This window comes from Pseudomonas sp. KSR10 (genome assembly GCF_022355455.1).
Taxonomy (GTDB): domain Bacteria; phylum Pseudomonadota; class Gammaproteobacteria; order Pseudomonadales; family Pseudomonadaceae; genus Stutzerimonas; species Stutzerimonas stutzeri_E.
Window position 1 is genome coordinate 1,126,016 of record NZ_JAKOEN010000019.1, and the last position, 14,627, is coordinate 1,140,642.

Annotated in this window: 13 protein-coding genes and 1 other RNA gene; 4 read left to right on the forward strand and 10 right to left on the reverse strand. The window is 62.3% G+C overall.

Translation table 11 applies throughout. The features are described 5' to 3' along the window. Positions 1-62 precede the first annotated feature (62 nt). Entirely contained in the window at positions 63-695 is a 633-nt protein-coding gene (locus tag MCB86_RS14035; protein ID WP_239611276.1) for a c-type cytochrome, read from the reverse strand. Positions 696-957: 262 nt separating this feature from the next. Between MCB86_RS14035 and yihA the strand changes: the two genes are divergently transcribed. Beyond that, a complete protein-coding gene (yihA, locus tag MCB86_RS14040) occupies positions 958-1,599 on the forward strand; it encodes a ribosome biogenesis GTP-binding protein YihA/YsxC (RefSeq protein WP_045164089.1) in 642 nt (213 codons plus the stop codon). A 97-nt stretch (positions 1,600-1,696) separates the two neighbouring features. Here the strand turns inward: yihA and gcvP are convergent, their stop codons facing one another. The 9 genes from gcvP to MCB86_RS14085 all read right to left on the reverse strand — a co-directional run bounded on the left by gcvP (position 1,697) and on the right by MCB86_RS14085 (position 13,769). Further along, positions 1,697-4,573 carry an aminomethyl-transferring glycine dehydrogenase gene (gene gcvP, locus MCB86_RS14045; protein ID WP_045164090.1) on the reverse strand — a complete coding sequence of 959 codons (2,877 nt, stop codon included), beginning with the start codon at positions 4,571-4,573 and terminating at the stop codon, positions 1,697-1,699. Positions 4,574-4,678: 105 nt separating this feature from the next. Next, on the reverse strand, positions 4,679-5,068 hold the full coding sequence (gene gcvH, locus MCB86_RS14050; RefSeq protein ID WP_239611277.1) for a glycine cleavage system protein GcvH: 390 nt from the start codon (positions 5,066-5,068) through the stop codon (positions 4,679-4,681). Positions 5,069-5,149: 81 nt separating this feature from the next. Then, positions 5,150-6,232 (reverse strand): glycine cleavage system aminomethyltransferase GcvT, encoded by a 1,083-nt coding sequence (gcvT, locus tag MCB86_RS14055; RefSeq protein ID WP_045164092.1) that lies wholly within the window; start codon positions 6,230-6,232, stop codon positions 5,150-5,152. A 142-nt stretch (positions 6,233-6,374) separates the two neighbouring features. Next, positions 6,375-7,991, reverse strand: a complete 1,617-nt coding sequence (locus MCB86_RS14060; RefSeq protein WP_239611278.1) for an iron ABC transporter permease — start codon at positions 7,989-7,991, stop codon at positions 6,375-6,377. Between the two features lie 164 nt (positions 7,992-8,155). Beyond that, positions 8,156-9,157 (reverse strand): extracellular solute-binding protein, encoded by a 1,002-nt coding sequence (locus tag MCB86_RS14065; protein ID WP_045164095.1) that lies wholly within the window; start codon positions 9,155-9,157, stop codon positions 8,156-8,158. Between the two features lie 105 nt (positions 9,158-9,262). Beyond that, positions 9,263-10,483: a 2-octaprenyl-3-methyl-6-methoxy-1,4-benzoquinol hydroxylase gene (locus MCB86_RS14070; RefSeq protein WP_045164096.1), complete on the reverse strand. Its 1,221-nt coding sequence runs from the start codon at positions 10,481-10,483 to the stop codon at positions 9,263-9,265. A 204-nt stretch (positions 10,484-10,687) separates the two neighbouring features. Beyond that, the gene (gene ubiH, locus MCB86_RS14075) at positions 10,688-11,866 is read right to left on the reverse strand and encodes a 2-octaprenyl-6-methoxyphenyl hydroxylase (RefSeq protein ID WP_239611279.1); all 1,179 of its coding nucleotides are present in this window, start codon (positions 11,864-11,866) and stop codon (positions 10,688-10,690) included. Positions 11,867-11,868: 2 nt separating this feature from the next. Further along, complete coding sequence (gene pepP, locus MCB86_RS14080; RefSeq protein WP_239611280.1) at positions 11,869-13,200, reverse strand: Xaa-Pro aminopeptidase; 1,332 nt, start codon at positions 13,198-13,200, stop codon at positions 11,869-11,871. 14 nt (positions 13,201-13,214) lie between these two features. Continuing rightward, positions 13,215-13,769, reverse strand: coding sequence for a YecA family protein (locus MCB86_RS14085; RefSeq protein ID WP_045164099.1), 555 nt, complete (start codon positions 13,767-13,769; stop codon positions 13,215-13,217). A gap of 122 nt (positions 13,770-13,891) precedes the next feature. Here MCB86_RS14085 and MCB86_RS14090 point away from each other — a divergent pair, with 122 nt between their 5' ends. The 3 genes from MCB86_RS14090 to ssrS all read left to right on the forward strand — a co-directional run bounded on the left by MCB86_RS14090 (position 13,892) and on the right by ssrS (position 14,624). Beyond that, on the forward strand, positions 13,892-14,101 hold the full coding sequence (locus MCB86_RS14090) for a TIGR02449 family protein (protein ID WP_239611596.1): 210 nt from the start codon (positions 13,892-13,894) through the stop codon (positions 14,099-14,101). Further along, the gene (locus tag MCB86_RS14095) at positions 14,098-14,412 is read left to right on the forward strand and encodes a cell division protein ZapA (RefSeq protein WP_045164101.1); all 315 of its coding nucleotides are present in this window, start codon (positions 14,098-14,100) and stop codon (positions 14,410-14,412) included. The genes MCB86_RS14090 and MCB86_RS14095 overlap by 4 nt, the downstream gene beginning before the upstream one ends. 33 nt (positions 14,413-14,445) lie before the next feature. Further along, positions 14,446-14,624: non-coding RNA, 6S RNA (gene ssrS / locus MCB86_RS14100), on the forward strand. The last annotated feature ends 3 nt before the right edge of the window (positions 14,625-14,627 follow it).

A 14,627-nucleotide genomic window follows, 5' to 3' on the forward strand; every position in this document is an offset into this window, starting at 1 on the left:
AACAAAAAAGGCGTTCAGGTTCGCGACCTGAACGCCCTCCTTATCGGCCGTAGCCGATGCTGTCAGTGCAGACCCTGAATGTAACTCGACAGGGCTTCAATATCCTTGTTGCTCAGCTTGGACGCGATGGTCCGCATGATCGCCGCATCGCCATCGTTGGTGCGGTTGCCTTCGCGGAAGTCGGTCAACTGCTTGGCGGTGTAAGCCGCATGCTGGCCGCCCAGATGCGGGAAGCCCGCCAGGTTGTTACCCACGCCATCCGGCGAGTGGCAGCCGGTGCAGGCCGGCATGCCATCTTCAACCTTGCCACCACGGAAAAGCTTCTCGCCGCGGGCAACCAGCGCCGGATCCGCCATGCCGACGGTCACCTTCTGGCTGGCGAAGTAGGCGGCGATGTCCTGAAGATCCTGATCGCTGTACGGCTCTAGCATGCCGGTCATTTCCAGTACCTTGCGGCCAACACCAGGCTCGGCGGTAGGGCTGCTGCCGGCCTTGATGTCCTGCAGCTGCTTGAACAGATAGCGCTCGCCTTGGCCTGCCAGTTTAGGGAAGTTCGGTGCGGCGCTGTTGCCATCGGCACCGTGGCAGGCGCCACAAACTGCAACCTTCTCCTTACCGGCTTCGGCATTTCCAGCCGCTTGGGCGATACCGGCGATGCCAAGGGTCAACAGCAGACTCACGAGTACTTTGTTCATCAGCTCATCCAACTACGGCTAAAGGGGTTTAAAGAAATCTTATTCGGCAAGCCGACCGCTGGGGTCATGGCCCGCTCGTTAAAAGTGGCGCCTGATCCAGCACCCGAACGGCCTGCCGACGTGCCCTTCATGACAGCCGGAGGAACCGTGGTACAGGGCGGTTTTAAGACCAAAGCGCACACAAAATCTGCGGCATTATATACTGGCGCTCTTGAAACGGAAATGAACCATTGCCGCACCCCGCGCACTCACCGGAAAGCCCATGCTCCCCAAAAACCCGATTCTCGGCCTCTGCCAGCAAGCCACGTTCATGACCAGCGCCGCCAAGGTCGATCAATGCCCGGCTGACGAGGGCCTTGAAGTCGCTTTCGCCGGCCGGTCGAATGCGGGCAAGTCCAGCGCGCTGAACACGCTCACCCACGCCAGCCTCGCTCGTACTTCGAAGACGCCGGGTCGTACCCAGCTGCTCAACTTCTTCCGCCTCGATGATGATCACCGCCTGGTCGATCTTCCCGGCTATGGTTACGCCAAGGTGCCGATCCCGTTGAAGCAGCATTGGCAACGTCACCTCGAGGCGTATCTGAGCAGCCGCGAGAGCCTCGCCGGCGTATTCCTGATGATGGACATCCGCCACCCCCTGACCGAGTTCGACCGGATGATGCTCGACTGGTCGAGCGCCAGCGAGATGCCGCTGCATATCCTGCTGACCAAGTCGGACAAGCTCGCCTTCGGTGCGGCGAAAAACGCTCTGCTGGCGATCCAGCGAGACATTCGCAAGGGCTGGGGAGATGGGGTCAGCGTGCAATTATTCTCAGCGCCCAAGCGGCAGGGCGTGGAAGAAGCGCAGCTGAAACTGGCTGAACTGCTTGGAATGCTGGAAGAAGACGCAGAAGCACAAGGCTGACGCTGCAACAGCGCCGCAGAGCGGATCACGTTTAACGATCCACCCTGCGGAATTGCGGCGGATGCAAGAAAGCGGCATCCGCCTACACCGCGGCAGTTCAGTCCCGGTAATCCTCGACAGGCACACAGGCGCAGAATAGATTTCGATCGCCGAAGACGTTGTCGACCCGGTTTACCGCCGGCCAGTATTTGTGCGCCTGGGTGTGGGCGCTAGGGGTCACGCCCTCGGCGATGCTGTAGGGGCGATCCCACAGGTGGGTCACATCGGCCAGGGTGTGCGGTGCACGAACCAGTGGGTTGTCCTCGGCAGACCAGCCGCCGTCCTGAACCTTGGCAATCTCAGCGCGGATGCTCAGCATCGCCTCGACGAAGCGATCCAACTCCACCTTCGACTCGCTCTCGGTCGGTTCGATCATCAGCGTGCCCGGCACCGGGAACGACATGGTCGGCGCGTGGAAGCCGTAGTCGATCAGGCGTTTGGCGACGTCTTCCTCGGTGATACCGGTCTGCGCCTTCAACGGCCGCAGGTCGATGATGCATTCGTGCGCAACCCGGCCGTTGCGGCCACTGTAGAGCACAGGGAACGCCTCACCGAGGCGCATCGCCAGGTAGTTCGCGCTGAGAATCGCAACTTCGGTGGCATCGCGCAGCTGCGGCCCCATCATGGCGATGTACATCCAGCTGATCGGCAGGATGCTGGCGCTGCCCCAGGGCGCCGCACTGACCGCACCGTTCTGCGGATTCGGCCCTTGCAACTCGATCACCGGATGGTTGGACACGAACGGCTGCAGGTGCGCCTTGATGCCGATCGGGCCCATGCCAGGACCGCCGCCCCCGTGGGGTATGCAGAAGGTTTTGTGCAGGTTCATGTGCGAGACGTCCGCACCGATGTCGGCAGGTCGCGCCAGGCCGACCTGCGCATTGAGGTTGGCGCCGTCCATATAGACCTGGCCGCCCTGCGCATGGATCGCCTCGCAGATTTCGCGAATGCCTTCCTCGTAGACGCCGTGAGTCGATGGGTAGGTAATCATCAGGCAGGACAGCTTGTCGCCTGCTTCGGCGGCCTTGCGCTTGAGATCTTCAAGGTCGACGTTGCCCGCCTTGTCGCACTCGACGATCACAACGCGCATGCTGACCATCTGCGCCGACGCCGGGTTAGTGCCATGCGCCGAGGACGGGATCAGGCAGATATCCCGCTGCCCTTCGCCACGGCTCTCGTGATACTTGCGGATCGCGACCAGGCCCGCGTATTCACCCTGCGCGCCGGAGTTGGGCTGCATCGAGATCGCATCGAAGCCGGTGATCGCACAGAGCCAGGCCTCCAACTCGTCAATCATCAACTTGTAGCCATGCGCCTGCTCCTGCGGAGCGAAGGGATGCAGGTTGGCGAACTCCGGCCAGGTGATGGGGATCATCTCGCTGGTGGCGTTGAGCTTCATGGTGCATGAACCGAGCGGAATCATTGCCTGGTTCAATGCCAGGTCCTTGTTTTCCAGCTGCTTGAGATAGCGCAGCATCTCGGTTTCACTGTGGTGGGTGTTGAAAACCGGGTGAGTCAGATAAGCGCTGCTGCGCTGCAGTTCGGTCGGGATGCCACTGACGATTTCACCCGCGTCCAGCGTCGCGATGTCCAGTCCGTGATCGGCACCGAGAAACACCGCCAGCAGCTGCTCCACGGTCTGCTCGTTACAGGTTTCATCGAGGCTGACACCCAGCTTGCCGCGACCAAGGATACGCAGATTGATCCGCGCGGCCCGGGCGCTTTCGAGGACCGCGGTCTGAGCGCCGCCCACCTCGAGGGTCAGGGTGTCGAAGAAATGCTGGTTGAGGCGCTTGATGCCGTGCCGCTCCAGCGCGCCGGCCAGAATCGACGTCAATCGATGAGTGCGCTGGGCGATGCGCTTGAGCCCCTCGGGGCCGTGGTATACCGCGTAGCAGCTGGCGATGTTGGCCAACAGCACCTGGGCGGTGCAGATGTTGGAGTTGGCCTTCTCGCGACGAATGTGCTGCTCGCGCGTCTGCAACGCCATGCGCAGCGCCGTGTTACCGCGGGCATCCTTGGACACACCGATGATGCGCCCAGGCATGGCACGTTTGAAGGCGTCACGCGTGGCGAAATAGGCCGCATGCGGGCCGCCGTAGCCCATCGGCACGCCGAAGCGCTGGGTCGAACCGAGCACCACATCCGCGCCGAGTTCGCCCGGTGGCGTCAGCAGCAGCAGGCTGAGCAGATCGGCTGCGACACAGGCCAGCGCCTGCTGGGCATGCAGCGCCTCGATCGCCGGGCGCAAGTCGCGGATCTCGCCGTGGGTGTCGGGGTATTGCAGCAGCGCGCCGAACACCTCCTGCGCCGCGATATCCTCGACGGCGCCGACCACCAGTTCGAAGCCGAAGGCCTCGGCACGGGTCTGCACCACCGAGAGCGTCTGCGGGTGACAGTTCTCATCGACGAAGAAGCGGTTGCTCTTGCTCTTGGCCATGCGCCGCGCCAGCGTCATCCCTTCCGCAGCCGCGGTCGCCTCATCGAGCAGCGAGGCGTTGGCCAGGTCCAGCCCGGTAAGATCGATGGTCAGCTGTTGGAAATTCAGCAGTGCCTCCAAACGGCCCTGAGCGATTTCCGGCTGATAGGGGGTATAGGCGGTATACCAACCCGGATTCTCCAGCACGTTACGCAGGATTACCGGCGGCGTGATGGTGCCGTGATAACCCATGCCGATCAGACTGGTCCAGAGCTGGTTCTGCTCGGCATAGCTGCGCAGCCGTGCCAGTGCGCCCTGCTCGTCCAACGCCGGTGGCAATGCCAGCTCCCCCTGAAGGCGGATCGCCGGCGGTACGGTCTGTTCGACCAACTGCTCACGGCTGGACAAGCCCAGCGCGTCGAGCATGGCTTGCTGTTCAGCCGCATCGGGACCGAGATGGCGACGCAAAAAGGCGTCAGGTTGCTGGAGCTGGGAAAGGCGCGGCACGTGGGACATCACTGCTCTCTCGAAAAAGGAAAGCCCCGACACACAGGCTTTTGTGAAACCGATGTGATCGATTCTCACACACCTGCATCGCGAGGCTTTTTGTTAGGGGACCGCTCAGGCTTCGGCGTCGCAGGAGGCCTTGTAACCCGCTGCGTCGAGCAGCTTGTCCAGTTCAGAAGCGTCGTTCGGCTGGAGCCGGAAGAACCAGCTGCCATAGGGCTCGCTGTTGACCATCTCCGGTGAGTCGGTGAGCTGATCGTTGACCGCGACCACTTCTCCGGAAATCGGCGCGTAAATGTCCGAAGCGGCCTTTACCGACTCCACCACGCCGGCCTGCTGGCCGGCGGTGAGTTGCTGGCCGATCTCCGGCAGTTCCACATACACCACATCACCCAGGGCTTCCTGGGCGTGATCGGAGATGCCGACGGTTACACTGCCGTCCGCTTCGAGGCGAGCCCACTCGTGGCTGGCGGCGTAACGCAGATCGCTGGGGATGTCGCTCATTCGTATGTCCTCAAAAAAACTGTCGGTTTGCGGGCACGAAACAGGCTCGACCGCCCGCTGCTAGGAAGCAGTTGGCCGAATTTACACCAGTACTTTGCCGTGACGCACGAAAGTCGGCTGCACCACGCGCACGGGATACCACTTACCGCGGATCTCCACTTCGGCGCGGTCACCGGCTGCGGCCGGCACACGCGCCAGCGCGATGGCTTTGCCAAGCGTAGGCGAAAAACTGCCGCTGGTAATTTCGCCTTCGCCAACACCATTGACCCGCACGGTCTGATGGGCACGCAGCACGCCGCGCTCTTCGAGCACCAGACCCACGAGTTTCGGCAGGTCGCTTTGTTCTTTCTGCACTTGCAGCGCCGCGCGACCAATGAAGTCACGTTCGGCCGGCTCCCAGGCCACGGTCCAGCCCATGTTGGCTTGCAGCGGCGAGACGTCTTCGGTCATGTCCTGGCCGTAGAGATTCAGGCCCGCCTCGAGGCGCAGCGTGTCACGCGCACCCAATCCGATTGGTGAAATACCGGCCCCGACCAGTTCACTGAGAAAATCGGGGGCCTGCTCGGCCGGCAGAATGATCTCCAGACCATCCTCGCCGGTATAGCCGGTGCGCCCGATGAACCAGTCCCCAGCGGCCCGGCCATGAAACGGCTTCAATTCCTGAATCAGCGCGGCCCGAGGCTGACTGACCAGCTCAGCCGTTTTGGCTCGCGCCTGCGGTCCCTGGATAGCCAGCATCGCCAGCTCGGGTCGCTCGGTCACTTCGACGGCAAAGCCTTCCGCCTGCGCCTGCATCCAGGCCAGATCCTTATCGCGAGTGCTGGCGTTGACGACCAGGCGGTAGCCCCAGTCGGTGAGATAAACGATAAGGTCATCGATCACGCCGCCGCGCTCATTGAGCATCGCTGTGTACAGCGCTTTACCTACCGGCCCGAGGCGGCTCACATCGTTGGCCAGCAGGCGCTGGAGATAGCTCATGGCGTCGGGGCCCGCGACGTCGACCACCGTCATGTGAGAGACGTCGAACACTCCACAATCACGTCGCACCTGGTGATGCTCCTCTACCTGGGAGCCGTAATGCAGCGGCATGTCCCAGCCGCCGAAGTCAACCATCTTGGCGCCAAGTGCGAGGTGTTGATCGTAGAGGGGAGTACGCTGACCCATGGGTTTCTCCTTCCGGGCAGGTCGCCGAAGCGGCGTGGGTGAAGCTCATTAGAGTCGAGCAGACAAGCCCGACGATTTTTGAATGGCGCGCATTGTAGCCCCAAGGATGTGACAGGTCACGGTGCGGCGATGGAGCGAATGCTCAACCCGCTCGTCGGGCCGAACGGCGTATCAACAGGATGACCGGCAGCAGGCCCACCAGCACCAGCGTCAGCGCAGGCAGCGCAGCACGCGCCCACTCGCCTTCGCTGGTCATTTCGAAGATTCTCACCGACAGCGTGTCCCACCCGAACGGGCGCATCAACAGCGTCGCCGGCATTTCCTTCAGCACGTCGACGAATACCAGCAGTGCAGCGCTCAACGTGCCGGGCAACAGCAACGGCAGATATACCCGGAAAAACAGCGCCGGCCCGCCCACACCAAGGCTGCGCGACGCTTGCGGTAGTGAGGGACGGATTCGCGCCAGTGCGCTTTCCAGTGGGCCGAACGCGACGGCCATAAAACGGATCAGATAAGCCAACAGCAAGGCCGCAAGGCTACCGAGCAGGAACGGCTTGCCGGCGCCGCCTAGCCATGCGGACAGAGGAATGACCAGTTCACGATCGAGATAGCTGAACGCGAGCATGATCGAAACCGCCAGCACCGAACCCGGCAGCGCATAGCCCAGGTTTGCCAACCCAACAGCTGTCTTCACCGTGCGTACCGGTGCCTGGCGCCGGGCAAAGGCCAGCAGCAACGCCACCGCGACCGTGATAAAGGCCGCCAGGCCTCCCAGGTAGAGCGTATGCAGAATCAACCCGGTATACCGCTCATCGAGATCGAATCGCCCACGCTGCCAGAGCCACACCAGCAGCTGCAGCACCGGAACGACGAAGGCGCAGAGAAACACCAGGCCGCACCAACTGCTGGCGGCGAGCGCCTTGAATCCATGTAGTCGATAGAGCACAGCCGAGCGAGCCCGGTCATTGGCGGGTCTGGCCGCACCGCGCGCACGGCGTTCGCCGTAGAGCACCAGCATCACCGCCAGCAGCAACAGGCTGGCCAACTGAGTCGCGCTGGTGAGGCTGAAGAACCCGTACCAGGTCTTGTAGATGGCGGTGGTGAAAGTATCGAAGTTGAATACCGCGACAGCTCCGAAATCGGCCAGCGTTTCCATCAATGCCAAGGCCAGCCCGGCGCCGATTGCCGGCCGCGCCATCGGCAATGCCACGCTCCAGAACGCTCGCCAGGGCGACTGCCCGAGGACTCGCGCCGCCTCCATCAATCCCTTGCCCTGGGCGATGAATGCCGAGCGCGCCAAGAGATACACGTAGGGGTAGAATACTAGGACCAAAACGATGATCACCCCGCCGGTGGAACGGACCCGAGGAAAGCGTACCCCGCTGCCGAACCACTCGCGCGCCAACGTCTGTACCGGGCCGGCGAAATCCAGCAGGCCGATGAAGACGAATGCCAGCACGTAGGCGGGAATCGCGAAGGGCAACATCAGCGCCCAGTCAAGCCAGCGCCGCCCCGGAAATTCGCACAACGAAGTCAGCCACGCCAGGCTGACCCCAAGCACCGTCACCCCTAAGCCGACACCCAGGACCAGCGTCAGCGTGTTGCCAAGCAGTCGTGGCATCTGGGTTTGCCAGAGGTGCGACCAAATGCCCGTGTCGATGTCGCTCCAGCTGAACAGCAGGACGCTAAGCGGCAGCAATACCAGCGCGGCGACGGCGAGGGAGATAGGGTACCAACGGTGCTCGACAGGGTGGGACACTCAGGCCTCGGAAGCAAAAATGACAACGCCCCCGGAGCATGCCGGGGGCGTCGAGTATAACGACAGCGATAGCTGTAAGCAGTGTGGCGCCGAGACCGAGAAGCCGAAGCCTTTCTTTGCCCGGCGCCGTGATATGAAACCTGCTTGCAGCTCGCCGCAGCCGATTAGTTCCAGCCGGCACGGTCCATCAGCATGATGGCTTCAGCCTGGCGCTTGCCGGCAACCTCGACCGGAATGGTGTCCGCCTTGAAATCGCCCCACGCGGCGACCTCCGCAGACGGCTTCACATTCGGGTTGGCCGGGAACTCCATGTTGATGTCGGCGAAAATGTTTTGTGCCTCCGGCGAGGTCATCCACTCCACCAACTTCTGTGCCGCTTCGGGGTGCGGTGCGTACTTGGTCAGGCCGATGCCTGACAGGTTGACGTGTACGCCGCGATCACCCTGGTTTGGCCAGAACAACTTGGCTTTCAGCTCAGGATTCTGCGCATGCAGGCGGCCGAAGTAATAGGTATTGACGATACCCACGTCGCACTGACCGGCATCGACTGCTTGAATCAAGGCAGTGTCATCGGCAAATACGTCGGTTGCGAGATTATCCACCCAACCCTTGATGATCGCCTCGGTCTTCTCAGCGCCGTGGGTCTCGATCAGCGTGGCCGTCAGCGACTGGTTATAGACCTTCTTGCTGGTGCGCAGGCACAGACGGCCTTCCCAGTTCTTGTCCGCCAGCGCTTCGTAGGTGGTCAACTCGCCCTTCTCGACCCGCTCGGGCGAGTAGACGATGGTCCGAGCACGCAGCGACAGGCCAGTCCAGGCGTTGCTGGATGAGCGGTACTGGGCGGGAATATTGTCCTGGATCACCTGGGACTTCAGTGGCTGCAGGATGCCCATCTGCTCGGCCTGCCAAAGGTTGCCGCCATCCACCGTCAACAGTAGATCCGCCGGCGTGTTCTCGCCTTCGGCCTTGATGCGAGCCATCAGCGGCGCTTCCTTGTCGGTGATGAACTTGACGTTGACGCCGGTTTTGGCCGTGTAGGCATCGAAAACAGGCTTGATCAATTCATCGATCCGCGAGGAGTAAACCACCACTTCATCGGCAGCCTGTACAGCGCTCGACAGCGCAGTGAGCGCCAGAGCGGCGAGTAAACCTTTGCTTGCCTGCATGGATCAGCCTCATTTCATTGATGAACGAGGCTGAATAGTAGTGAATGTCATTTACTTTCTCAACGCGACTATTCGCGCCACCCGGAGACCGCGAGCCATCGTCGGTCAGACGCGTGCCAGATCCGGTAGATCACCGCTCAGACCCAAAGCCTGACGCACGAACAATGCCTTGGCTTCCGGCATGGCCTGAATCGCTTTCAGGCCGGTATTGCGCAGCCAGCGCAGCGGCAGAGGATCGGCCTGGAACAGGCGCTCGAAGCCTTCCATCGCAGCCATCATGGCCAGGTTATGCGGCATCCGGCGTCGTTCGAAACGGCCCAATACACGGGGATCACCCAACTGGGCACCCCGAGCGGTAGCCGCCAGCAGTACCTCTGCAAGCACTGCGGCATCAAGCAAGCCTAGGTTCACGCCCTGCCCCGCCAGGGGGTGGATGGTGTGCGCAGCATCGCCAATGAGCGCCAGGCCTGGTTGCACATAGCGCTTGGCATGGCGCTGCCGCAAGGGAATACAAAGGCGCGGATCGGCCTTCAGAACCTCGCCCAAGCGGTATTCGAAGGCCCGCCCAAGCGCCTGACAGAACGCTTGATCGTCGAGAGCCATCAGACGCTGAGCCTCGTCTTCGGTGGCCGACCAGACGATGGAGCACCAATGCGGATCGTCTCCGCGTTGCAGCGGCAGGAAGGCCAACGGGCCGTCATCGGTGAAGCGCTGCCAGGCCGTCTGCTGATTCGGTTCGGCACAGCGCACACTGGTCACGATGGCATGGTGCAGATAATCCCATTCGCGCGTTTCGCAACCTGCCAGACGGCGGACCGCGGAGTTGGCGCCATCGGCCGCAACCACCAGACCGGCGCTGAGTTGTTGCCCGTCGGCCAGGGTCAGGGTCCAGCCATGTTCGTTCTGCTGCATTCGCTCCAGACGTGCGTTGGCCAGCAATTCGATCGAGCCATGCGCCTCCAAAACCTCTAGCAGGGCGTTCTGCACCACAGCGTTCTCGACGATGTGGCCGAGCACCTCGGCATGTACCGATGCGGCGGAAAAATGAATTTGCCCGGTGCCGGAGCCATCCCACACATGCATATCGGTATAGGGGCTGGCACGGCGCCGGACGATTCCAGACCAGGCGCCGACACGCTCGAGAATCCGCTGGCTGGCGACGGACAACGCACTGACACGCGGTTCGAATGGGGCGTCGGGGGCGAAAGTCTGGACGTCCAGCGGGCCGGCATCGATCAGCTTGATGGCGAAGCCGGCGTCTTGCAGTGCCAAGGCCAGAGTACTGCCGACCATCCCGGCACCGACGATGATGAGGTCCGCTTGCATTGCTGCTCTCCTACACCGCGCCGGCCTTCGGCTGCGGCATGTCTGGTGGGTCCGCAAGCCGAACTGACGGCCCTGCGCATTACACGCTCGATACTCAACCCGGCAGGACTGCTCCCGCCGTAGCTCTCCAATCGCCCGGAACGGTCCAATGCTGAGCGGGTTCAGGAAACAACTCGACCACTCCGAACGATCAGCCCAAGACGCTCAACGTTCGCGTACGCCCAGCCCCATCGCTTGCCGCGCAAACCAGCTCTTGGCTGGCGGCATGAGATCCAACCCCAGCAGTCCGACGTTGCGCGCCGCGCTGGAAAGACGGGCCGAATCACCGAACAGCTGGGTCAGCCGATCGGAAAAACCCACGGTGAGTCGCTGATCCGTCCGCTGCTGCCGATGATAAGCCTGCAGCACACCCAGATCCCCCAATCCCTTAGGACTGCTCAATAGCGCATTCGCGAGCGCCTCGGTGTCTCGCAGAGACAGGTTGTATCCCTGCCCTGCGATAGGGTGCAAGCTGTGCGCGGCGTTACCCAGTACGACCAACCCGGAGCGAACCTGTTCTGCTGCCTCTATCAGCATCAGCGGATAGAGATGCCTCGCCCCGACCTGCTGGAAACCTCCCAAGCGATAGCCGAACGCCTGTTGCAGTTCGCCGAGAAACTCCGCTTCCGAGAGCGCGGCCAGACGCGCCGCATCCTGCTCCGAACGCGTCCAGACCAAGGCGCAGCGATTGTCCTGCAACGGCAACAGCGCCATCGGCCCGCTATCGGTGAAGCGCTCGAACGCCTGTCCGCCATGAGGCTTGCCCGGCGTCACGTTGGCGATCAGCGCCGTTTGATCATAAGGCGTGCACTTGATCTCGATGCCGAGTTGCTCGCGCAACGCGGACCGCCCCCCGTCGGCGAGCACGGCCAAGTCGCAGTCAAGCTGTTGCCGGTCAGTCAGGATCAGCCGATAGCCGCCGTCCAAGGGCTGCATACGCTCGACTTCGGCGGGGCAGTGACGAACCACGACCCGATCATCCAGCGCCTGCCACAGGCAATGACCAATCCAGGCGTTTTCCACGACATAGCCCAGTGCAGGCACCTGCTCGGCGCTGGCAGCGAGCCGAGCAGCACCCGCCCGCCCGCGATCGGAAACATGGATGCGGCTGATCGGCTCAACACGCTCGGCAATCCGCTCCCAGACGCCCAACCGCTGGTAGATCAGCCGGGTACCGTAGGAAAGCGCGGTGGAGCGCGCGTCGTAGCTGGGCTGATATTCATTGCCCGGCTCGAACGGCTCGATCAGCTCGATGGTCCAGCCGCGTTGCCTGGCGCCCTGCTGCAGCGCCAGCGCCAGACTGGCACCGACCAGTCCGCCGCCCACGATGGCGAGCCGACCCATGCCTAGGCGACCTCGGAGGTGGTCGCCATCAAGGCCTCGATTTCCGCGACGGTCTTGGGCACACCGGTGGTGAGGATGTCGCAGCCGGTGCGGGTCACAACCACATCATCCTCGATGCGAACACCAATGCCGCGCCATTTCTTCGCCACGTCCTGGTTGTCAGCGGCGATATAGATGCCCGGCTCGACAGTCATCGCCATGCCCGGCTCCAGCACGCGCCACTCGCCGCCGACCTTGTAGTCGCCGACATCATGGACATCCATGCCCAGCCAGTGACCGGCGCGATGCATATAGAAAGGCTTGTAGGCTTCGGCGGCGATCAGCTCCTCGACATCGCCCTGAAGCAGACCCAGCTCGACCAGTCCGGCCGTGATGACTTGAACGGTAGCCTCGTGGGCCTCGTTCCAATGCTTGCCGGGCGCAATATGCTTGAAGGCCTCTTCATTGGCTGCCAGCACCAGCTCGTAGATCGCTTTCTGTTCGGCTGAAAAGCGACCGCTGACCGGGAAAGTGCGGGTAATGTCGCTGGCGTAGCAGTCGATCTCACAGCCGGCATCGATCAGCACCAGGTCGCCATCCTTAAGCACCGCATCGTTCTCGCGGTAATGCAGAATGCAGGCGTTCTTGCCAGCCGCGACGATGGAGCCGTAAGCCGGCATCTTCGCCCCGCCCTTGCGAAACTCGTAGTCCAGCTCCGCTTCCAGGTGATATTCGTAGAGGCCTGGGCGACTGGCTTGCATGGCGCGAACATGGGCGCGGGCGGAGATCTCCGCCGCGGCGCGCATCACCTTCACCTCGTTGGTCGATTTGTACAAACGCAGGTCATGCAACAGATGATCGAGGGCGACGAACTCGTTCGGTGGCTGCGCTCCTTGACGCGCCTTGGAGCGGATAGTGTTGATCCACTCCATCAACCGGTGATCGAATTCCTGATTGCTGCCGATGGCGTAGTAAACCCGTGAACGCCCTTCTATCAGGCCAGGCAGAATGTCGTCGATATCGCCGATGGGAAAGGCGTCATCAGCGCCATACTCGGAGATGGCCCCGTCCTGGCCCGCCCGCAACCCGTCCCACAGTTCCCGCGCCGGATCGCGTTCACGACAGAACAGCACGTATTCGCCATGCTCGCGGCCCGGGATCAGCGCAATCACCGATTCCGGCTCAGGGAACCCGGACAGATATTGAAAATCACTGTCCTGACGGTAGATGTGCTCGACGTCGCGATTGCGGATGTACATCGGCGCCGCCGGCAGGATGGCGATGCTGTTGGGTTCCATCTCGGCCATCAGCGCCTTGCGCCGACGGCTGTATTCCGACTTCGGGATGCGGATCATGAACGGCTGGGTCCTCAATGCAAGGAGGGCTTGGGTGCCGGCGGTACCGGCTTTGCACACTCGGTGAACAGCAGCAGTGGCGCCACGCGCAGGTATTCCATGACTTCCATGTAGTCACTTTCACCGTCCTCCGACTCCTCCAGGGAGTCTTGGATCTGCGCGATGGCTGCCAGATCCTGCAGGACTTCCATGGCCTCGCCGCTCAGCGCGCGGTCACCGGCGATCAAGCCGAAGCCGGTCAGGAAGCTCTGGCACCATTGCCCCAGGGCAAGCGCGCGCTCGGCGAGCGGTGCATCATCGGAGGGCAGCAACAGCACGATGGCGATGTCGTCACCGGCAAGCTCGCCTTTGACCATCTCCTGCAAGCCGATAAGCGCCTGGCGCACCGACTCCTCGGGCTCGGTGCCGAGCAGCTCGGCTGCATCGGTCAACCAGATGTCGACATCGAAACCGGCGCCGGCACAGCTGCGCCCGAGCAAAAGCCCGTGCAGCTCGGCGGGTGTGACGGGTTGGGCACTGCTGGCCAGCAATGTGGCGAAAGCGGCATACGGCGAGTTCTGAATGGGCATTGGCGGCTAGGCGCGCAGTGGCGCTAATGACTAGAATGAGGCCTTGTATCCTAGCATCGGCACACGAGCCAAGACCATCGAAGCCGGACCGCCAGATGCTCGCGCCACTTACCGGGAATCCCATGGAAGACGCCGATCTGCAATTGCTGACCGCCAAGCTGGAACAGCTGATTCAGCGCATCGAGCAACTCAAGGTGCAGAATCGCTTGCTGCTTCACAGCGAGCATGCCTGGCGCGAGGAACGCGCTCATCTGATTGAAAAGAACGAAATGGCACGAGTGAAGGTCGAATCAATGATTTCGCGCCTGAAAGCCCTGGAGCAGGACTCATGACCCAGCCGAACACCGTAACCGTGCACATCATGGACAAGGAATACTGCATTTCCTGCCCACCCGAAGAACGCAGCAACCTCGAAGGCGCCGCGCAGTACCTGGACCGCAAGATGCGGGAAATCCGCAGCAGCGGAAAGGTCATTGGCGCCGACCGTGTCGCGGTAATGGCCGCGCTCAACATCACCCATGAATTGCTACACAAGCATGACCGGCTGGACGCCGAAGCCAACAGCGCCCGCGAGCACGTCCGCGTTTTGCTTGAGCGGGTCGACAGCGCGCTGGCCACTGATCCAAACCCCTCCAGCAACTGATGAACGGCAGACAGATTGCGTTATAATCCCGCCCACTCCCTGGCATGTTCGCCAGTCGGCGATGACCCTCTCCCGATAAGCAACACCATGGAGGCTACACGTAGTGCCGGTGTGCATGTCCGCCTGACGGAAAGCCTTAAGGTACTCTGTAGTCGCCACCTTGAACTCTCGGGTTCAAGGGCCTACGCTGGCAGCGGCATGCTGGGGAGCCTCAT